Origin of the sequence: Streptomyces sp. JJ66 (genome assembly GCF_019303495.1) — a bacterium.
GTDB lineage: Bacteria > Actinomycetota > Actinomycetes > Streptomycetales > Streptomycetaceae > Streptomyces.
Map to the genome: position 1 here is coordinate 23,435 of NZ_JAEVFI010000005.1, position 19,696 is coordinate 43,130.

General features: G+C 70.6%; 17 protein-coding genes and 2 pseudogenes. 16 read left to right on the plus strand and 3 right to left on the minus strand.

Translation table 11 applies throughout. The features are described from left to right. The first annotated feature begins 59 nt into the window (after positions 1-59). From JJV70_RS04920 to JJV70_RS04980, 13 genes and pseudogenes are all read left to right on the plus strand, one after another. Positions 60-1,403, plus strand: a complete 1,344-nt coding sequence (locus JJV70_RS04920) for an MraY family glycosyltransferase (protein WP_219046463.1) — start codon at positions 60-62, stop codon at positions 1,401-1,403. Between the two features lie 296 nt (positions 1,404-1,699). Beyond that, positions 1,700-2,131, plus strand: coding sequence for a hypothetical protein (locus tag JJV70_RS04925; RefSeq protein ID WP_219046464.1), 432 nt, complete (start codon positions 1,700-1,702; stop codon positions 2,129-2,131). A 267-nt stretch (positions 2,132-2,398) separates the two neighbouring features. Continuing rightward, on the plus strand, positions 2,399-3,208 hold the full coding sequence (gene atpB / locus JJV70_RS04930; protein WP_219046465.1) for a F0F1 ATP synthase subunit A: 810 nt from the start codon (positions 2,399-2,401) through the stop codon (positions 3,206-3,208). A 96-nt stretch (positions 3,209-3,304) separates the two neighbouring features. Next, positions 3,305-3,538: an ATP synthase F0 subunit C gene (atpE, locus tag JJV70_RS04935; protein ID WP_219046466.1), complete on the plus strand. Its 234-nt coding sequence runs from the start codon at positions 3,305-3,307 to the stop codon at positions 3,536-3,538. Between the two features lie 37 nt (positions 3,539-3,575). After that, positions 3,576-4,139 carry a F0F1 ATP synthase subunit B gene (locus tag JJV70_RS04940; RefSeq protein ID WP_219046467.1) on the plus strand — a complete coding sequence of 188 codons (564 nt, stop codon included), beginning with the start codon at positions 3,576-3,578 and terminating at the stop codon, positions 4,137-4,139. Then, on the plus strand, positions 4,136-4,960 hold the full coding sequence (locus JJV70_RS04945; RefSeq protein ID WP_219046468.1) for a F0F1 ATP synthase subunit delta: 825 nt from the start codon (positions 4,136-4,138) through the stop codon (positions 4,958-4,960). The genes JJV70_RS04940 and JJV70_RS04945 overlap by 4 nt, the downstream gene beginning before the upstream one ends. 97 nt (positions 4,961-5,057) lie before the next feature. Further along, a complete protein-coding gene (gene atpA, locus JJV70_RS04950; RefSeq protein ID WP_219046469.1) occupies positions 5,058-6,629 on the plus strand; it encodes a F0F1 ATP synthase subunit alpha in 1,572 nt (523 codons plus the stop codon). A 2-nt stretch (positions 6,630-6,631) separates the two neighbouring features. Then, positions 6,632-7,570, plus strand: a complete 939-nt coding sequence (locus JJV70_RS04955) for a F0F1 ATP synthase subunit gamma (protein WP_219046470.1) — start codon at positions 6,632-6,634, stop codon at positions 7,568-7,570. Positions 7,571-7,572: 2 nt separating this feature from the next. Then, entirely contained in the window at positions 7,573-9,015 is a 1,443-nt protein-coding gene (gene atpD / locus JJV70_RS04960; RefSeq protein ID WP_219046471.1) for a F0F1 ATP synthase subunit beta, read from the plus strand. Between the two features lie 94 nt (positions 9,016-9,109). After that, positions 9,110-9,490, plus strand: a complete 381-nt coding sequence (locus tag JJV70_RS04965) for a F0F1 ATP synthase subunit epsilon (protein WP_219046472.1) — start codon at positions 9,110-9,112, stop codon at positions 9,488-9,490. A 170-nt stretch (positions 9,491-9,660) separates the two neighbouring features. Then, the gene (locus JJV70_RS04970; protein ID WP_219046473.1) at positions 9,661-10,113 is read left to right on the plus strand and encodes a DUF2550 domain-containing protein; all 453 of its coding nucleotides are present in this window, start codon (positions 9,661-9,663) and stop codon (positions 10,111-10,113) included. 132 nt (positions 10,114-10,245) lie between these two features. Then, positions 10,246-12,267, plus strand: a complete 2,022-nt coding sequence (locus JJV70_RS04975; protein WP_219046474.1) for an NADPH-dependent 2,4-dienoyl-CoA reductase — start codon at positions 10,246-10,248, stop codon at positions 12,265-12,267. 33 nt (positions 12,268-12,300) lie between these two features. Beyond that, positions 12,301-12,825: pseudogene (locus JJV70_RS04980) on the plus strand (PadR family transcriptional regulator); the annotation flags it as partial. A gap of 236 nt (positions 12,826-13,061) precedes the next feature. Here JJV70_RS04980 and JJV70_RS04985 read toward each other — a convergent pair. Then, entirely contained in the window at positions 13,062-14,600 is a 1,539-nt protein-coding gene (locus tag JJV70_RS04985) for a glycosyl hydrolase family 18 protein (protein ID WP_257573447.1), read from the minus strand. Positions 14,601-14,960: 360 nt separating this feature from the next. Next, positions 14,961-15,122: pseudogene (locus JJV70_RS22465) on the minus strand (response regulator transcription factor); the annotation flags it as partial. Between the two features lie 250 nt (positions 15,123-15,372). Between JJV70_RS22465 and JJV70_RS04995 the strand changes: the two are divergent. From JJV70_RS04995 to JJV70_RS05005, 3 genes are all read left to right on the plus strand, one after another. Further along, on the plus strand, positions 15,373-16,839 hold the full coding sequence (locus JJV70_RS04995) for an aldehyde dehydrogenase family protein (protein ID WP_219046477.1): 1,467 nt from the start codon (positions 15,373-15,375) through the stop codon (positions 16,837-16,839). Positions 16,840-16,855: 16 nt separating this feature from the next. Next, complete coding sequence (locus JJV70_RS05000; RefSeq protein ID WP_219046478.1) at positions 16,856-18,403, plus strand: GMC family oxidoreductase; 1,548 nt, start codon at positions 16,856-16,858, stop codon at positions 18,401-18,403. Positions 18,404-18,531: 128 nt separating this feature from the next. Continuing rightward, positions 18,532-18,738, plus strand: a complete 207-nt coding sequence (locus tag JJV70_RS05005; protein WP_219046479.1) for an antitoxin — start codon at positions 18,532-18,534, stop codon at positions 18,736-18,738. A gap of 515 nt (positions 18,739-19,253) precedes the next feature. On the opposite strand, the gene JJV70_RS05010 is transcribed toward JJV70_RS05005, so the two are convergent. After that, complete coding sequence (locus JJV70_RS05010; RefSeq protein ID WP_219046480.1) at positions 19,254-19,688, minus strand: ATP-binding protein; 435 nt, start codon at positions 19,686-19,688, stop codon at positions 19,254-19,256. Between the last annotated feature and the right edge of the window lie 8 nt (positions 19,689-19,696).

Below are 19,696 nucleotides of genomic sequence, written 5' to 3' on the forward strand. Positions count from 1 at the left end.
GGGCCTAGTACTCCTAGTACGCCAGCTGGTACTAGGCGCCGAAGAACCCAGGGGAGCCCGTGCGGGAGTATCTGCTGACGTTGTGCGTCACGGCCGCGGTCACCTACTTGCTGACCGGGCCGGTGCGGAAGTTCGCCATCGCGGCGGGCGCCATGCCGCAGATCCGCGCCCGGGACGTACACCGTGAGCCCACCCCGCGACTCGGCGGCATCGCGATGTTCGGCGGCCTGTGCGCGGGTCTGCTGGTCGCCTCACAGCTCACCAATATCGGTGAAGCCTTCACCCTGTCCGACGAACCGCGCGCGCTGCTCGCCGGCGCCGGGATCATCTGGGTGCTGGGCGTGCTGGACGACAAGTTCGGCGTGGACGCGCTGGTCAAGCTCGGCGGCCAGATGATCGCCGCCGGTGTCATGGTGTGGCAGGGCCTGACCATCTTGTGGCTGCCCATCCCCACCGTCGGCAACGTCGCCCTCACCCCGCTCCAGGGCACCCTGCTGACCGTCGCGCTGGTCGTCATCACCATCAACGCCGTGAACTTCGTGGACGGGCTGGACGGGCTGGCCGCGGGCGTGGTGTGCATCGCGGCGATGGCGTTCTTCATGTACGCCTACCGCATGTGGTACGGCTACGGCATCGAGGCCGCCGCCCCGGCCACGCTCTTCGCCGCCGTCCTCATCGGCATGTGCCTGGGCTTCCTGCCGCACAACATGCACCCCGCCCGCATCTTCATGGGTGACTCCGGCTCGATGCTCATCGGCCTCGTCCTCGCGGCGGGCGCGGTCACGATCACCGGCCAGGTGGACCCGGACGTGGTCACCGAGCACGAGGGTTCGGTGCGCGAGGCGGTGCAGGTGATGGTGCCGGTCTACATGCCGCTGCTGCTGCCGCTGACGATCCTGGCCGTCCCGATCGCCGACCTCGCGCTGTCGATCATCCGGCGCACCTGGAAGGGCCAGTCGCCGTTCGCCGCCGACCGGGGGCACCTGCACCACCGGCTGCTGGAGATCGGTCACAGCCACAGCCGCGCGGTGCTGACGCTGTACTTCTGGTCCGCGCTGATCGCCTTCGGCGCGGTCGCCTTCTCGGTGAAGTCCCGCTCGCTGGTGATCGTCCTGACGATCGTCCTGCTGAGCGCGGTGGGCCTCGTCGTCCTGCTGCTGCCCCGCTTCACCCCGCGCGTCCCGGCCTGGGGCCAGCGCCTGGTCCCACCCCGCTACCGGCGCCTGGAGGACGAACCGGTAGCGGCGCCCGCCGGGGAAACGGAGTCCGCCGCTCCGCAGCGCGAACCGGAGACCATCAGCGCTTCGGCCGCCCGTCCGCACACCTCTGGTCTCAACGGCGCGACCGCCCTCACCGACCGCCACCGCCCCTCCCGCCGCCGCACGTTGGACTCCCGTTCCTGAGGGTGTCGCCCGCCCTGGCGGCGGCTGCCGCGAGCACCGCGGTAAGCGAGCGCTCAGCTAGGGTGGTGCCAACTGCCCGTCAGTGCACGGATGATGGGCGTCGCTCTCAAGTGTGACGGCTGGCACACCAACTTGGTAAAGACCTCATCAAATAGTTTGTGATACCGTTCACGAGACCGGTCAGGAGGTCGGCGGGCAGCGACCCAGGCCCCCGCTCCGCGCGTTCGCGCCGCCGGGCTACGCTCACCACCGACGTCACGTCGCCCCCCGCAGTCCCCCTTGCTGGAGCAGCACTTATGCAGTCGAACGACGCCCGGATTCTCCGCGGCGCCGCGATTCCCTCGGCCTGCGCCGGGCTGGTCGGCGTCGTCGTCGGCACCCTCGTGGCCGGTGCGCAGGGTGCTCTCGGGGCCGCGCTCGGCACCGTGCTCGTCCTCGCGTTCTTCGGTGCCGGACTCGTCGCGCTGAGCCGTATCGGCGAGGCATGGCCGCACCTCTTGCTCGGCGCGGGGTTCCTCGTCTACACGACACAGGTCGGCGTCATGCTCGTCCTGCTCCTGCTGCTGCGCGACGCCACGTGGATGGACGGCCGGGTCTTCGGCCTGACTGTCCTGGCCTGCCTGCTGGTGTGGCTCGCCGCCCAGGCGTGGACCCACACCCGGGTGAAGACCCTGTACGTCGATCCCCCCGCCCCGAGCACGTCCACGGACGCGGAGCCCCGCGCATGAGGGCCGAGTACGGAGGCACCGAAGGTAGGGGCGACATAAGAACACCTTCGGCGGACTGCTATGGTCCGACGCCGAGAGTGTGGCGAGCGATGGAGCGTGCGCTGTGCGGGACAGCGTCGCGAGCTCCCCGCTTCTTCGTGGACCGCTCTGCCGTCGCGCCGGCCGGTCCCTCCTCCCGTGATACCCAGTCCAGTGCCGCTCCGTGGCCCTGTGCCGCGCCGACACACGAGGTAGCCGTACCTATGCGTCCGACCGAAGGAGCTCGCGGTGAGTAGTGATCAGTTGCTCGCCTTCGAGGTTGACTGCCACCTGTTCCAGGGGTGTGGCTTTGAGGCCCCGAGCGTGTGGTCGTTCATCTTCGAGCCGATGTTCACGGTCGGGCCGCTCGAGTTCAACAAGCCGATGCTCCTCGCGTTCATCGGTACCGGCCTCATCCTCACGTTTTTCGGGATGGCGTTCTCGAAACCCAAGGTCGTCCCCGGCAAGCTCCAGATGGTCGCCGAGGCGGGCTATGAGTTCGTGCGCAAGGGCATCGCCCGCGAGGTGATCGGCAAGAAGGGCGAGCCCTTCGTCCCGCTGCTCGTCTCGCTGTTCTTCTTCGTGTGGGTGATGAACCTGTGGGCGCTCATCCCGATCGCCCAGTTCCCGGTCACCTCCGTGATCGCCTACCCAGCCGCTCTGGCGATCGTCGTGTGGGTCACCTACATGACGGTGACGTTCAAGACGAACGGGTTCGTCGGCGGCATGCGCAACCTGTGTGTACCTTCCGGGCTGCCGAAGCCGATCTACGTGATCCTGACCCCGATCGAGTTCGTCTCGAACATCTTCGTCCGGCCGTTCACGCTGGCCGTACGGCTCTTCGCGAACATGTTCGCAGGTCACACCCTGATCCTGATCTTCACGATCGCGACCTGGTACATGCTCGGCACGGTCCTCGGAACCGTGTACGCCACCGCCTCCTTCGCCATGACGGTCGTGCTCACCGTCTTCGAGCTTTTCATCCAGGCGTTGCAGGCGTACGTGTTCACCGTGCTGACGGCCACCTACCTCTCGCAGGCGCTGGAAGAAGCGCACTGAGGTAGCGGCCCGCACGCCCGCCAAGCCACCCCGCACCACCCAAGACGTCCGGTGGACCAACCACCCACCGGCCCACCAAGAGAAGGAACCAAGGGAATGTCTGCTCTCGAGACGCTCGCGCAGGTTGAAGGCAACGTCGGCACCATCGGCTACGGCCTCGCCGCGATCGGCCCCGGTATCGGCGTCGGCATCATCTTCGGTAACGGTGTGCAGGCCATCGCCCGCCAGCCCGAGGCGGCCGGCCTCATCCGCCAGAACATGCTGCTCGGTTTCGCGGTCGTCGAGGCCCTCGCCCTCATCGGTTTCGTCGTTCCGTTCGTCCTGAACTGACCATCGGACCCGAGCCGCATCAGACGAAAGGTCCCCCATGATGTACCTGGCAGCCTCAGAGGAACAGAATCCGCTGTTCCCGGTCTGGCCTGAGATCGTCATTGGCCTGCTCGCCTTCGGCATCGTCTTCTTCGTCTTCGCCAAGAAGCTCCTCCCGGCCATCAACAAGGCCCTGGACGAGCGCCGGGAGGCGATCGAGGGGGGCATGGAGAAGGCCGAGGCAGCTCAGGCCGAGGCGCAGCAGACGCTGGAGGAGTACCGGGCGCAGCTCGCCGAGGCCCGGCACGAGGCCGCGCGGCTGCGGCAGGACGCCCAGGAGCAGGGTGCCGCGATCATCGCCGAGATGCGCGCGGAGGGCCAGCGGCAGCGTGAGGAGCTCGTCGCCGCCGGTCACACCCAGATCGAGGCCGACCGCAAGCAGGCCGCGCAGGCGCTGCGCCAGGACGTGGGCTCGCTCGCGACCACCCTGGCCGGCAAGCTCGTCGGCGAGTCCCTTGAGGACCAGGCCCGGCAGAGCCGCACGATCGACCGGTTCCTGGACGAGCTGGAGCACAAGGCCGACGCTACAGCCGCCTCCGACGCCGCCGGGGCCGCCCGATGAACGGAGCGAGCCGCGAGGCACTGGCCGTCGCCCGGGAGCAGCTGGACGCGCTGACGGACAACACCGCCGTTGACGCGCGGCAGCTGGCCGACGAGCTGGCCGCTGTCACCACGCTGCTCGACCGCGAGGTGCGCCTGCGCCGGGTGCTCACCGACCCGGCGCAGCCCGGCGAGGCCAAGGCCGAACTGGCCAGACGCCTGCTGGGCCGCCAGGTCAGCGGCGAGGTGGCCGACCTCGTCTCCGGCATGGTCCGCTCGCGCTGGTCCCGGTCGCGCGACCTGGTGGACGCCGTCGAGCAGCTTGCCGACAGCGCCGACCTGATCGCCGCCGACCGGGCCGGCACCCTGGACGACGTGGAGGACGAGCTGTTCCGGTTCGGCCGGATCGTCGCGTCCTCGACCCAGCTGCGGGCCGCGCTCAGCGGCAAGGTTGACGACCCCGCCGCGCGCGGTGCGAAGACCGAGCTGCTGCACCGCCTGCTGGGCGGCCGGGCCAAGCCCGCCACCGAGCGGCTGGTGACGCGCCTGGTCGCCGCCCCGCGGGGTCGTAGCCTGGAAGGTGGCCTGGAGGCGCTGTCCCGGCTGGCCGCCGAGCGCCGCGACCGCTCCGTCGCCGTCGTCACCTCCGCGGTGCCGCTCAGCGACGGGCAGAAGCAGCGTCTGGGCGCCGCGCTGGCCCGCCTGTACGGGCGGGAGGTGCACCTCAACCTCGACGTGGACCCGGCGGTCCTCGGCGGGATCTCGGTGCGCATCGGTGACGACGTCATCGACGGCACCGTCGCCGCGCGTCTGGGTGAGGTCGAACGGCGGATGGCCGGTTAGTCCCGGCCGCACAACCAACTCAACAAGCAGTACGTAGCGGCCCGAGTTGGGCCGTAGCAGATACATACGGGCCCAACAAGGAGAGCAGGGAACCCAGATGGCGGAGCTCACGATCCGGCCGGATGAGATCCGGGACGCGCTGGAGAACTTTGTCCAGTCGTACACGCCGGACGCGGCCTCGCGCGAAGAGGTCGGGACGGTCAGCGTTGCCGGTGACGGCATCGCGAAGGTCGAGGGGCTGCCCTCGGCCATGGCGAACGAGCTGCTGAAGTTCGAGGACGGCACGCTCGGCCTCGCCCTGAACCTCGAAGAGCGCGAGGTCGGTGCGGTGGTCCTCGGCGAGTTCAGCGGCATCGAGGAGGGCCAGACGGTGCGCCGCACCGGCGAGGTCCTCTCGGTGGCGGTGGGCGACGGCTACCTCGGCCGTGTCGTCGATCCGCTGGGCAACCCGGTGGACGGACTCGGCGACATCGAGACCTCGGGCCGCCGTGCGCTGGAGCTGCAGGCCCCCACGGTCATGCAGCGCAAGTCGGTGCACGAGCCGATGGAGACCGGCTACAAGGCCGTGGACGCCATGACCCCGATCGGCCGTGGCCAGCGTCAGCTGATCATCGGCGACCGGCAGACCGGCAAGACGGCCCTGGCGGTTGACACGATCATCAACCAGAAGGCCAACTGGGAGACCGGCGACCCGAGCAAGCAGGTCCGCTGCATCTACGTCGCCGTCGGCCAGAAGGGCTCCACCATCGCTGGCGTGCGCGGCGCGCTGGAGGAGGCCGGTGCCCTGGAGTACACGACGATTGTCGCCGCCCCGGCGTCCGACCCGGCGGGCTTCAAGTACCTGGCGCCCTACACCGGTTCGGCCATCGGCCAGCACTGGATGTACGAGGGCAAGCACGTCCTGATCGTCTTCGACGACCTGTCCAAGCAGGCCGACGCCTACCGCGCCGTGTCCCTGCTGCTGCGCCGCCCGCCGGGCCGTGAGGCGTACCCGGGTGACGTGTTCTACCTGCACTCCCGGCTGCTGGAGCGCTGCGCCAAGCTGTCGGACGAGATGGGCGCGGGCTCGATGACCGGTCTGCCGATCGTCGAGACCAAGGCCAACGACGTGTCGGCGTTCATCCCGACCAACGTCATCTCCATCACCGACGGCCAGTGCTTCCTGGAGTCCGACCTGTTCAACGCGGGCCAGCGCCCGGCGCTGAACGTCGGCATCTCGGTCTCCCGCGTCGGTGGCTCCGCGCAGCACAAGGCGATGAAGCAGGTGTCGGGCCGTCTGCGCGTGGACCTGGCCCAGTTCCGTGAGCTGGAGGCGTTCGCCGCCTTCGGCTCGGACCTGGACGCCGCGTCCAAGTCCTCCCTGGAGCGCGGTCAGCGCATGGTGGAACTGCTCAAGCAGAGCCAGTACGCGCCGTACCCGACCGAGAACCAGATCGTCTCCATCTGGGCGGGCACCAACGGCCTGATGGACGAGGTCCCGGTCGCGGACATCCGCCGCTTCGAGAAGGAGCTGCTGGACTTCCTGCACCACGAGCACAAGGACCTGATGACGTCCATCCGCGAGGGCGCCAAGATGTCGGACGACACCCTGGCCAAGCTGCGTGAGGTCGTCGACTCCTTCAAGCGCCAGTTCGAGACCTCGGACGGCAAGCTGCTGGGCGAGGGCTGAGCATGGGTGCCCAGCTCCGCGTCTACAAACGACGGATCAAGTCCGTCAAGGCGACCAAGAAGATCACCAAGGCGATGGAGATGATCGCCGCCTCGCGCATCGTCAAGGCGCAGCGCAAGGTGGCGGCCTCCACTCCGTACGCCGACGAGCTGACCGCCGCGGTCACCGCGGTGGCCGACGGGGCGAACGTCAAGCACCCGCTGACCACCGAGGCGGAAACCCCCAGGCGGGCCGCCGTCCTGCTGATCACCAGCGACCGCGGTCTGGCCGGCGGCTACTCCTCCAACGCCATCAAGGCCGCGGAGGCGCTGACCGCGCGGCTCGACGGTGAGGGCAAGGAAGTCCAGACCTACGTCGTCGGCCGCAAGGGCGTGGCGTACTACAACTTCCGTGAGCGCCCGGTCACCGACTCCTGGACCGGCTTCACCGACGCGCCGTCCTACGCGGACGCCAAGACGGTGGCGGCTCCCCTTATCGAGGCGATCGAGCGGGAGACGGCCGAGGGCGGACTGGACGAGCTGCACATCGTCTTCACCGAGTTCGTCTCGATGATGACCCAGACGCCCGTCCAGCGCCGCATGCTGCCGCTGACGTTCGAGCCGGACGCCAGCGAAAGCGCCGAGAACGCCGAGGGCACGGCGAAGGAGCGGCAGATCCAGCCGCTGTACGACTTCGAGCCCTCAGCCGAGGAAGTCCTCGACGCGCTGCTGCCGCGTTACGTCGAGAGCCGGGTCTACAACGCCCTGCTCCAGGCCGCCGCCTCCGAGCACGCGGCCCGCCGCCGGGCGATGAAGTCGGCGACGGACAACGCGGAAGAACTCATCAAGTCGCTCACGCGGCTTGCCAACGCGGCCCGCCAGGCCGACATCACCCAGGAAATCAGCGAGATCGTCGGTGGTGCCAGCGCGCTGGCCGACGCTTCTGCGGGGAGTGACCGATAACTATGACCACCACTGCTCAGACGGCCGTCGCGACGGGCCGCGTCGCGCGGGTCATCGGCCCGGTCGTCGACGTGGAGTTCCCCGTCGACGCGATGCCGGACATCTACAACGCCCTGACCGTCGAGGTCCTCGACCCGTCGGCCGAGGGTGCCACCAAGACGCTGACGCTGGAGGTCGCACAGCACCTCGGCGAGGGTGTGGTGCGCGCCATCTCCATGCAGCCCACCGACGGCCTGGTCCGCCAGGCCCCGGTGACCGACACCGGCGACGGCATCACGGTGCCCGTCGGCGACGTCACCAAGGGCCGCGTGTTCAACACGCTCGGCGAGATCCTCAACGAGCCGGAGGCCGCCTCCGAGGTCACCGAGCGCTGGGCGATCCACCGCAAGGCCCCGGCCTTCGACCAGCTTGAGTCCAAGACCGAGATGTTCGAGACCGGCCTGAAGGTCGTGGACCTGCTGACCCCGTACGTCAAGGGCGGCAAGATCGGCCTGTTCGGCGGCGCGGGCGTCGGCAAGACCGTGCTCATCCAGGAAATGATCATGCGTGTGGCCAAGCTGCACGAGGGTGTTTCCGTGTTCGCCGGTGTGGGTGAGCGCACCCGTGAGGGCAACGACCTGATCGAGGAGATGGCCGAGTCCGGCGTGCTCCCGCAGACCGCCCTCGTCTTCGGCCAGATGGACGAGCCGCCGGGCACGCGTCTGCGCGTGGCGCTGGCCGGTCTGACCATGGCGGAGTACTTCCGCGATGTGCAGAAGCAGGACGTGCTGTTCTTCATCGACAACATCTTCCGCTTCACCCAGGCCGGCTCCGAGGTCTCCACGCTGCTGGGCCGCATGCCCTCCGCGGTGGGCTACCAGCCGAACCTCGCGGACGAGATGGGCATCCTCCAGGAGCGCATCACCTCCACCCGTGGTCACTCGATCACCTCGATGCAGGCGATCTACGTCCCCGCGGACGACCTGACCGACCCGGCCCCGGCGACCACGTTCGCCCACCTGGACGCCACCACGGTGCTCTCCCGTCCGATCTCGGAGAAGGGCATCTACCCGGCGGTGGACCCGCTGGACTCCACCTCCCGCATCCTGGACCCGCGCTACATCTCGCAGGAGCACTACGAGTGCGCCTCGCGCGTCAAGGGCATCCTGCAGAAGTACAAGGACCTCCAGGACATCATCGCCATTCTCGGTATCGACGAGCTCGGCGAGGAGGACAAGCTCACCGTCCACCGCGCCCGCCGCATCGAGCGCTTCCTGTCGCAGAACACGCACGCGGCGAAGCAGTTCACCGGACTCGACGGATCGGACGTGCCGCTGGACGAGTCGATCGCCGCGTTCAACGCGATCGCCGACGGTGAGTACGACCACTTCCCCGAGCAGGCGTTCTTCATGTGCGGTGGCCTGGACGACCTCAAGGCCAAGGCCAAGGAGCTGGGCGTCTCCTGACGCTCCCGGCTCGCCGGCGGTGGGAACGGACCCGTGTCCGTTCCCACCCGCCGCACCCCGTATCCTTGTGAAAATCCCAGTCTGAGGAGCCACAGTGGCTGAGCTGCACGTCGAGTTGGTCGCCGCCGACCGCAAGGTCTGGTCCGGTGAGGCCAGCCTGGTCGTCGCGCGCACCTCGTCGGGTGAGATCGGCATCATGCCCGGCCACCAGCCGCTGCTTGGTGTGCTGGTGTCCGGCCCGGTCACCATCCGGTCCACCGGTGCGGACAGCGGCACCGTGATCGCCGCCGTGCACGGCGGTTTCATCTCGTTCGCGGACAACAAACTCTCCATCCTGGCCGAGATCGCGGAGCTGAGCTACGAGATCGACGTCCAGCGCGCCGAGCGCGCGCTGGAGAAGGCCAAGTCGGAGCAGGACTCGGCGGCCGAGCGGCGCGCCGATGTCCGACTGCGGGCAGTGGCGGTCGCACGCTGAAACCGCACGCCCCTTCTCGCCCCAGCCGCGGACGGCTCCGGAGCCCTGCTCCGGAATGGTCCGCGGCTGCGTCGATCACGGGCGCGGCACGCTGGGAACGCTGGGAGACCGGGCACGGCGCACCGCACACGGCGCGCGGCCCGCTACAGACGCGAGGAGGTCGGTGACACATGGCCCTCGCCCTGTGGCTGTGCGGATCGTTCGTGGCGCTGGCCCTGCTGGCGCTGTTCGTCTTCGGCCTGCGCCGCCGCCTGATCCAGCGCTCCGGCGGCACGTTCGACTGCAGTCTGCGGTGGGACGTCGCCGGGGTGGAGGCGAGTGAGCCGACGGGCCGGGGCTGGAGCTACGGCATCGCCCGCTATCGCGGCGATCGCGTCGAGTGGTTCCGCGTCTTCTCCTACGCGCCCCGGCCGCGCCGCCTGCTGGAGCGTGAGTCGGTGGAGGTGCTGGAGCGCCGGGTGCCGAAGGGCGAGGAGGAGCTGGCTCTGTTGTCCGGCGCGGTCGTCCTCGTGTGCCGGCTCCGGGGTGCGCGGGTGGAACTGGCGATGAGCGAGGACGCGCTCACGGGTTTCCTCGCCTGGCTGGAGGCCGCGCCTCCGGGCCAGCGCGTCAACGTGGCGTAGCGCGTCCGCCCCGGCGATGGCCGGGGCTTTTGTGTTCCTCACCTCCCTCTGCCGCCAAGCCTGTGCAACTTGTTGCACAACCGACGGCGACGGCGCTACTCTCCAGTAACCGCGCCCGCCGGAGGAGGACCCGTGCCCGCATACCCACGCCTGCTGGAGCCGCTGAACCTGGGCTTCACCACGCTCCCCAACCGCGTGCTGATGGGCTCCATGCACGTGGGCCTGGAAGAAGCCGACAACGGCTTCGACCGCATGGCCGCCTTCTACGCGGAGCGCGCGGCGGGCGGCGTCGGCCTCATCGTCACCGGCGGCATCGCCCCCAACGACGCGGGCCGCATCTACGAGGGCGCGGCCCGCCTCACCACCGAGGCGGAGGCCGGGCAGCACCGCGTGATCACCGACGCCGTGCACGCCGCCGGCGGCCGGATCGCGGTGCAGTTGCTGCACTCCGGCCGGTACGCCTACCACCCCGGCCTCGTCGCGCCGAGCCCCCTTAAGGCGCCGATCAGCCCGTTCCCGCCGAAGGAGCTGACCGAGGCCGAGATCGAGCAGACGATCGAGGACTACGCGCACGCCGCCGCCCTCGCCCAGCGCGCGGGCTACGACGGCGTGGAGATCATGGGCTCCGAGGGCTACCTGATCAACGAGTTCATCGCCGCGCCCACCAACCAGCGCACCGACCGCTGGGGCGGCTCGTACGAGAACCGGATGCGTTTCCCCGTCGAGATCGTGCGCCGCGTCCGCGAGCGCGTGGGAACCGACTTCATCCTGATCTACCGCCTGTCCATGCTGGACCTGGTGCCCGGCGGCTCCACGCTGCCCGAGGTCATCCAGCTCGCCCAGGCCGTCGAGGCGGCGGGCGCCACGATCATCAACACCGGTATCGGCTGGCACGAGGCGCGCATCCCGACGATCGCCACCTCCGTGCCACGCGGCGCCTACGCGTGGGTGACCAAGAAGCTGATGGGCTCGGTCAGCGTGCCGCTCGTCGCCGTCAACCGCATCAACACTCCTGACGTCGCCGAACACCTGCTCGCCGACGGCTACGCCGACATGGTGTCGCTGGCCCGTCCGCTGCTCGCCGACCCCGCCTTCGTCAACAAGGCGGACGCGGGCGAGCCGGAGGCGATCAACACCTGCATCGGCTGCAACCAGGCGTGCCTGGACCACACGTTCAGCGGCAAGATCACCTCCTGCCTGGTCAACCCCCGCGCCTGCCACGAGACGGAACTGGTGCTCTCGCCCACCCGGCACGTCAAGCGCGTTGGCGTCGTCGGTGCGGGCCCGGCCGGGCTGGCCTGCGCGGTCTCAGCGGCCGAACGCGGCCACGACGTCACGCTGTACGACGCGGCCGAGGAGATCGGCGGTCAGCTGAACGTGGCCCGCCGCGTCCCGGGCAAGCAGGAGTTCAACGAGACCCTGCGCTACTACCGCCACCAGCTCCAGGCGCACGGCGTCACGGTCAAGCTCGGCACCGCCGTCACCGCCGATGACCTCACCGGCGCGGGCTACGACGAGATCGTCCTGGCCACCGGCGTCACCCCCCGCGTCCCGGACCTGCCCGGCGTGGACCACCCCCGGGTGCTCGGCTACCTCGACGTGCTGCGCGGCGGCGCGGAGGTGGGCGAGCGCGTCGCGGTGCTCGGCGCGGGCGGCATCGGCTTCGACGTCGCCGCCTACCTCACCGACCCCGGGCACGGCGCGAGCGAGTGCCCGGAGGTGTTCTTCGCCGAGTGGGGCGTGGACACCGGGCACCGCACCGAGGGCGGCCTCACCGCGCCCGAGCGCCCGGCGTCCCCGCGCGCCGTCCACCTGCTCCAGCGCAAGACGAGCAAGGTCGGCGCGGGCCTGGGCAAGACGACGGGCTGGATTCACCGCACCGAGCTGCGCCACCGTGGCGTCCAGATGACCCCCGGCGCCACCTACCGCCGCATCGACGACGCGGGCGTGCACGTCACGGTGGACGGCGAGGAACGCGTGCTGGAGGTGGACACCGTGGTGCTGTGCACCGGCCAGGAGCCGCGCCGCGAGCTGTACGACGCGCTGACGGCCTCCGGCACCAGCGTGCACCTGATCGGCGGCGCCGACGTGGCCGCCGAGCTGGACGCCAAGCGCGCCATCGACCAGGGCACCCGCCTAGCCGCCGCCCTGTAAGCGCTGACGCGCCCTGCCTAGGATGGGCCGACCATGTCGCTGCCGCACGCCATCCTCACCGCCCTGCTGGAGAAGCCGTCTTCGGGGCTGGAGCTGACGCGCCGGTTCGACAAGTCCATCGGCTTCTTCTGGTCCGCCACGCACCAGCAGATCTACCGCGAGCTGGGCAAGCTGGAGCAGGCGGGCTGGGTGCGGTCGGAGCCGGAACCGGGCAGTCGCGGGCAGCGCAAGGAGTACGCGGTGCTGCCCCAGGGCCGCGCGGAGCTGAGCCGCTGGGTGGGCGCCGCGCAGGACCCCAAGCCGCTGCGGGACGCCACGATCCTGCGGCTGCGGGCGGCAGCCGTCGTCGGCACGGACGGCCTCGCCGGGGAGCTGGCCCGCCATCTCGCCCTGCACGAGCGGCAGCTGGCGGAGTACCAGCGGATCGAACGCCGCGACTTCCCGCCGGAGCGCACCGACGAGATCGCCCGGCTCCAGCACGTGGTGCTGCGGGCGGGCATCGAACTGGAGTCCTTCTGGACGCGGTGGCTGACGGACGCGCTGGCCGCACTCGGCGAACCGGCCCCGGAGTCAGCGCCGCAGCCAGCGCCGGAAGCCGGGGTGCGGAGAGCCGGGGCGCCGGAAGCCGCAGTATCCGACACCGCAGCGCCGGAAGCCGGGGCGCCGGAAGCCGAGGCGCCGGAGCGCGCGTGAAAGAGCCGGGGAGACGGCGGGCGGGCCGTCTCCCCGGCGGTCTGACGGGGCGGACTCAGCGGGCGGTGCTCAGCCACCCAGCCCCGGTGGAGGGGCGGCGATCAGCCATTGAGCCCCCGGTGGATGGCGGTGATCAGCTCGCCGTCGGCGGTGTCGCCGCTGGTCTCCCAGAAGAACGCGCCGCCCAGCCCCTGCCGCTTGGCCCAGTCCATCTTGCCGTCGATGGTGGCCGGGGTGTCGTAGCTCCACCACTGCTCGCCGCAGTGCGCGTAGGCGGTACCGGCGATCGTGCCGGTGGCCGGGCAGCGCTGCTTGAGCACCTTGTAGTCCTCGATGCCCGCCTCATAGGTGCCGGGCGCCGCGCCGGTCGCGCTGCCACCGGGCGCGGACTGCGTGACGCCGGTCCAGCCGCGCCCGTAGAAGCCGATGCCCAGCAGCAGCTTGTCGGCCGGGATGCCCTTGGCCTTCAGCTTGGCGATGGCGGCCGCCGCGTTGAAGCCTTCCTTCGGGATGCCCTCGTACGACGTCAGCGGGGAGTGCGTGGCGGTCGGGCCGGTCTTGGCCCAGGCGCCGAAGAAGTCGTAGGTCATGACGTTGTACCAGTCGGTGTACTGGGCCGCGCCGGCGTAGTCCGCCTGGTCGATCTTGCCGCCCGCGGAGGCGTCGGCGGTGATGGCCGCGGTGACCAGCTGGTCCTGGCCGAACTCGGCGCGGAACGCCCGCATCATCGTGCGCATCACGTCCGGACCGCTGTCGTCGCAGCTCAGGCCACAGGCGTTGGGGTACTCCCAGTCCAGGTCGATGCCGTCGAACAGGCCCTCCCAGCGCTCGTCGTACACCAGGTCGTGGCAGGACTGCGCGAAGGCGGCCGGGTTCTTCATGGCGTCACCGAAGCCGCCGGACCAGGTCCAGCCGCCGAAGGACCACAGCACCTTGAGGTGCGGGTGCATCTGCTTCAGCTTCAGCAACTGGTTGAAGTTGCCGCGCAGCGGCTGGTCCCAGGTGTCGGCCTTGCCGTCCACCGACTCGGCGGCGGTGTACGCCTTGTCGGTCGCCGCGTAGGCGTCGCCCATGGTGCACTTGCCGCCCTGGACGTTGCCGAACGCGTAGTTGATGTGCGTCAGCTTCGCGGCGGAGCCGGACGTCACCAGGTCCTTGACGTGGTAGTCGCGGCCGTAGACGCCCCACTCGGTGAAGTACCCGAGGTTGATGTACTCGCCCGGCGGCTCGGGGTCGGGGTCCGGGTCCGGGTCCGGGTCCGGGTCGGGGTCTGGGTCCGGGTCGGGGTCCGGGTCGCCGGAGCCGTCGCAGGCGGCGCCGTTGATGGTGCAGCCGCTCGGCTCGCCCGGTCCGCTGCCGTTGAGGCCGAAGCTGACGCTCGCCCCGGGCGCGAGCTGGCCGTTCCAGCCCGCGTTGACGGCGGTGTAGTGGTCACCGTCCCGGGTGACCGTGGCCTCCCAGTGGCTGTTCACGGTGGTGCCGGAGGGGAAGTCCCACTCCAGCTCCCAGCCGTTCAGCGTGGTGTCACCGGTGTTCTTGATCGTCCACTTGGCCTCGAACCCGGTACCCCAGTCCGAGGTGCGGGTGAAGCTGGCCGTGGCCGACTCGGCGGCCTGTGCCGACGGCGCGAGGGCGACCATGCCGCCGACGGGGATGAGCAGGGCGGCCGCTGCCGCGAGGGCCCGCCGTCGTATGCGATGCGAAGTGCTGCGTTCTGGTGTCACGAGAGCGCTCCTGTGCCGGGGCCGGTGGGGGCCGGTCCGATGGGTCGCTGCGCCGCCCGTGGGAGCACGGCATAGCCTGTTGCCGCGTCCCTCGCAGTTGTCCGTGGACACTAAAGAGGTCTGTACCATTGGTCAAGAGGTCTGGACCATATCGCCGTGGTGTCTGCCCCTGGTGATGCCCGCCAGGACCGCTCCGAACTGCGGCTTCCCCGTTCGACGGGCGGTGAGTTGACCCAAAGTCCGGGGCGGCCGTTGGCCCTCGCGGCAGAGCGACGCCTACTCCCGCGTCACGCCCCACTCGCGGGCCAGGACCGCCGCCTGGGTGCGACTGCGCAGGTCCAGCTTGCGCAGCAGGCGGCTGACGTGCGTCTTGACCGTCGCCTCGGCCATCGACAGCGCCGCCGCGACCTCCGCGTTCGCGTAGCCCTCGGCCAGCAGCGCCAGCAGTGGATGGGTCTCGTCGCCGCCGTCGCCCTGATCATCGCCGTCAGTTACACCCTCTGGCCCAAGCAGCCGCCCGCCGGGAAGTCGGACGACGGCCCGGAGCGGACCCCGCGTCAGGCGTCCCGGCGCTGATCCGACAGAGTGCCGCGCGGCCCGGGTGGCCCCGGCTGGCGGTACGCCGGGTGGCGCGCGGGCGCGCACCGGCCGAAGGTGGGAAGCCAGTCGCCATCTCCAGGGAGTCCGCGTGCCCGAGCTGTATATCGACGGTCAATGGGTCGCCGCGGCGGCCAAAGGACGCCACCAGGTCGTCAACCCGTTCGACGCCTCGGTGATCACCGAAGTGGACGACGGCGACGCGACCGACGTGGACCTCGCCGTACGGGCCGCCCGCCGCGCCTTCGACTCCGGCGAGTGGTCAGGGCTGCCCACCCGCGAGCGCGCCGACGTGCTCTACCGCGTGCACGAGTTCCTGCTGCGCGACCAGGAGGAGATCGCGCGCACCGAGACCCTGGACACCGGCAAGACGCTCACCGAGGCGCGCATCGACATCGAGGACGTCGCGAACTGCTTCCGCTACTTCGCCGAGGCCGCGGGGAAGGACGCGGGCCGGGTGGTGGACGTCGGCCCCGGCGTGCTCAGCCGCGTCGTGTACTACCCCGTCGGCGTCTGCGCGCTCATCGCCCCGTGGAACTACCCTCTGCTGCAAGCCTCCTGGAAGGTGGCCCCGGCGCTCGCGGCGGGCAACACCTTCGTGCTCAAACCGAGCGAGGTGACGCCGCTGTCCACCGTCCACCTGCTCCGCCTCATCGCGGAGGCGGGCGCCCCGCCCGGCGTGGCCAACCTCGTCCTCGGCCAGGGCTCACGCGTCGGGGCCGCGATGACCGCGCACCCGGACGTGGACCTCGTCTCCTTCACCGGCGGCCTGGAGACCGGACGCCGCATCATGGCGACCGCAGCCGAAGACGTGAAGAAGATCGCCCTGGAACTCGGCGGCAAGAACCCCAACGTCATCTTCGACGACGCCGATTTCGACGCCGCGCTCGACTACGCGCTGGACGCCGCCTTCCTCCACTCCGGCCAGGTCTGCTCGGCCGGGTCCCGGCTCATCGTGCAGGAGGGCATCCACGACCGGTTCGTCGAAGCGCTGGCCGACCGGGCCGCCCGCATCCGGCTGGGCAACGGCCTGGAGCCCGAGACCGAATCCGGCCCGCTCAGCTCCGGCGAACACCGCGCGAAGGTCGAACGCTATCTGGAGATCGCCCGCAAGGAGGGCGCCCGCTTCGCCTGCGGCGGCGCCCGCCCTAAGGACCCGGCACTCCAGCGGGGCTTCTTCCTCCAGCCGACCGTGCTGGCCGACTGCGACCGCTCCATGCGCGTCGTCCAGGAGGAGATCTTCGGCCCCGTCGTCACCGTCGAGCGCTTCCGCACCGAGGAGCAGGCGCTGCGCCTGGCCAACGACACCCGCTACGGCCTCGCGGGCGGAGTGTGGACGTCCGAGGCCAGCCGCGCCCAGCGGTTCGCCGACGGCCTGCGGCACGGCACCGTGTGGATCAACGACTTCCACCCCTACGTACCGCAGGCCGAATGGGGCGGCTTCGGCCGCTCCGGCATCGGCCGCGAGCTGGGCCCGTCCGGGCTGCACGAGTACCAGGAGAGCAAGCACATCTACCAGAACCTCACACCGGCGCCGTCCGGCTGGTTCAAGGGCTGAGGGGGCATTCCCACCCATGGCGACCTCGACGAACGAAGAGACCTACGACTACGTCATCGTCGGCGGCGGCACCGCCGGCTGCGTGCTCGCCGCCCGGCTGAGCGAGGACCGCGCCACCCGCGTCGCCGTCATCGAGGGCGGCCCCAGCGATGTCGGCGACGAACGCATCCTGAAGCTGCGCAACTGGATCAACCTGCTCGACTCCGAGTTCGACTACGGCTACACCACCGTCGAGCAGCCCCGGGGCAACTCCCACATCCTGCACTCGCGCGCCCGCGTCCTGGGCGGCTGCTCCTCGCACAACACCCTCATCAGCTTCCTGCCGCTGCCGCAGGACCTGGAGGAGTGGACGGCGATGGGCTGCACTGGCTGGGGCCCCGAGACCCTGTTGCCCTACCGCGACAAGCTGCGGACGAACATCGTCCCCGTGGGCGAGGGTGACCGCAACGCGATCGCGAAGGACTTCGTCACCGCCGCCTCCGCATCGCTGGACGTGCCCGTCATCGACGACTTCAACGCCCGGCCCTTCCCCGACGGAACCGGCTTCTTCTCCCTCGCCTACGACCCGGCTACCGGCAACCGCTCCTCGGCCTCCGTCGCCTACCTGCACGACATCATGGACCGGCCGAACCTCACGCTGCTGCTGGAGACCTGGGCCTACCGGCTGCTGCCCGACGCCGGTGGCCGCCACACCCGAGTCCGCGTCCGCCGCTCCGACGGCACCACCGCCGTCGTGCGCGCCGAGCGCGAGCTGATCCTGTGCGCCGGGGCCATCGACACCCCGCGCCTGCTCATGCTCTCGGGCATCGGCCCCGCCCAGGAGCTGCGGCGGCACGGCATCGACATCGTCGCCGACCTGCCCGGCGTCGGCGAGAACCTGCTCGATCACCCCGAGTCCGTCATCGTCTGGGAGACGCGCCAGCCACTTCCGCCCAACTCCGCGATGGACTCCGACGCGGGCCTGTTCCTGCGCCGCGACCGCAGCCAGCCGCGCCCGGACCTGATGTTCCACTTCTACCAGGTGCCGTTCACCGTCAACACCGAGCGCCTGGGCTACCCCACGCCCGAACACGGGGTGTGCATGACGCCCAACGTGCCGCGCGCCCGCTCCACCGGCCGCATGTGGCTGCGCAGCGCCGACCCGGCGGACAAGCCGGCGCTGGACTTCCGCTACTTCACCGACCCCGAGGGCTACGACGAACGCACCATCGTGGACGGCCTGCGCATCGCCCGGGAGGTCGCGCGCGCCGAGCCGCTGCGCTCCTGGCTGGTCCGCGAGATCGCCCCCGGCCCGGACCTGGAGACGGACGCGGAACTCTCCGAGTACGGCCGCCGCGTCGCCCACACCGTCTACCACCCGGCGGGTACCTGCCGCATGGGCGCCGGTGACGACCCCCTCGCCGTCCTCGACTCCGAGCTGCGGCTGCGCGGCATCGACGGCATCCGCGTCGTGGACGCCTCCGTCTTCCCGACTATGCCGACGATCAACCCCATGGTTACGGTCCTGCTGGTCGCCGAACGTGCGGCCGACCTGATCCGGGGGAGCGGCGACGCGGGGGCGTAGGTGCGCGGGGTGGTCGGCGCGCGGGGTGGTCGGAGGGCGAGGCACCTTCCTCCGCGCTCGGGATGCGAAACCATCCCAAGTGTGGTGATCCTGTACCAGGACCGTGCACCACGGCTGAAGGGACTGCCATGTCCATGAAGGATAAGCTCAAGGGGATGCTGAAGGGCCACGAGGACAAGGCCCACAAGGGCGTCGAGAAGGGCGGCGACTACGTGGACCGCCGTACGGGCGACAAGTACAGCAAGCACGTGGACACCGCCCAGGAGCGGCTGGACAAGGAGATCGGCGGCGACCAGCCCCACGGCCGCGGCGAAGACCGCCCACCCCAGCCCTGACACCCCCGCCGCCTCCTGACGGCACCCGACGCCCCTGGCGACCCCGGTCGCCAGGGGCGTCCCCGTGACCGGGGGCGTCTGGGCTTCCGGCGTGTCCTTCCGTCACGTCAGGACGGCCCGTGGCCACCGGGGTGCCCGTGGCCGCCGTCCGGCGGGGAGCGCGGGGGCTGCCGCGTTGCCGGAACCCGCCCGGGCGTCCGTGTCACCCGGGCTTCCCGGGGTGACGGGGCACCGGGGGGCGCCGTGCCGACCGCGCGGCCACCGTGACCCATCCGCCGCCCGGGCGGCGGATCACCGCCGGAGCCGGTACCCGAGCCAGCGCCGTGGCCATGACGAGCGCCGGTGCCGGGGCCGATACCGGGACCGGGGCTGCCCGCCACCCATCAGCTGACGACAGCCACCGTCACACCCGGGGCAGGACCCGTCCGGCCGCGCCGCCTCCACCGGGGTGAGAACCAGCGCGCTCATCACCGCGCCCACGGTGAACCCGACCACGCCGAACAACAGCGCCGACGTCACGACTGAGCCTCCTGCCGCGTCCCGTCCCGGAGCTCGAACCACACACTCTTGCCCGTCGGCTCCACCCCGCCGAACCACGTCGTCCCCCACGCGTCGGCCAGCTCCCGCACCAGGCACAGCCCTCGCCCGCCCTCCTCCACACTCAGCGCCCGCCGTGCCAGCGGCACCGCGCGCGGCTCGGCGTCCAGCACCGACACCAGCAGGCACCAGGGCCGCACCGTCGCGTCCACGGTCAGCTGCGGCACCTTGGTATGCATCCACACGTTGGCGACGACCTCCGAGACGAGCAGCTTCGCCACGTCCACCAGCGCGTCCCGCTCGTTGGCGTGCAGCAGCGCTGCCACCATGTCCCGCGCCACCTTGGCGGTCCCCGGCACGTTGGGCGCACACATCCGGTACGTGCGCACCCCGTCCAGCACGGCTACGGCCATATCCCCTC

What these genes read in the sequence shown, in the direction of transcription:
- JJV70_RS04925 (WP_219046464.1), top strand. Translation starts at nt 1,700, where the DNA reads ATGCAGTCGAACGACGCCCGGATTCTCCGCGGCGCCGCGATTCCCTCG.
- atpE (WP_219046466.1), top strand. Translation starts at nt 3,305, where the DNA reads ATGTCTGCTCTCGAGACGCTCGCGCAGGTTGAAGGCAACGTCGGCACC.
- JJV70_RS04940 (WP_219046467.1), top strand. Translation starts at nt 3,576, where the DNA reads ATGATGTACCTGGCAGCCTCAGAGGAACAGAATCCGCTGTTCCCGGTC.
- JJV70_RS04945 (WP_219046468.1), top strand. Translation starts at nt 4,136, where the DNA reads ATGAACGGAGCGAGCCGCGAGGCACTGGCCGTCGCCCGGGAGCAGCTG.
- atpA (WP_219046469.1), top strand. Translation starts at nt 5,058, where the DNA reads ATGGCGGAGCTCACGATCCGGCCGGATGAGATCCGGGACGCGCTGGAG.
- JJV70_RS04955 (WP_219046470.1), top strand. Translation starts at nt 6,632, where the DNA reads ATGGGTGCCCAGCTCCGCGTCTACAAACGACGGATCAAGTCCGTCAAG.
- atpD (WP_219046471.1), top strand. Translation starts at nt 7,573, where the DNA reads ATGACCACCACTGCTCAGACGGCCGTCGCGACGGGCCGCGTCGCGCGG.
- JJV70_RS04970 (WP_219046473.1), top strand. Translation starts at nt 9,661, where the DNA reads ATGGCCCTCGCCCTGTGGCTGTGCGGATCGTTCGTGGCGCTGGCCCTG.
- JJV70_RS04985 (WP_257573447.1), bottom strand. Translation starts at nt 14,600, where the DNA reads ATGGTCGCCCTCGCGCCGTCGGCACAGGCCGCCGAGTCGGCCACGGCC.
- JJV70_RS05000 (WP_219046478.1), top strand. Translation starts at nt 16,856, where the DNA reads ATGGCGACCTCGACGAACGAAGAGACCTACGACTACGTCATCGTCGGC.
- JJV70_RS05005 (WP_219046479.1), top strand. Translation starts at nt 18,532, where the DNA reads ATGTCCATGAAGGATAAGCTCAAGGGGATGCTGAAGGGCCACGAGGAC.
- JJV70_RS05010 (WP_219046480.1), bottom strand. Translation starts at nt 19,688, where the DNA reads ATGGCCGTAGCCGTGCTGGACGGGGTGCGCACGTACCGGATGTGTGCG.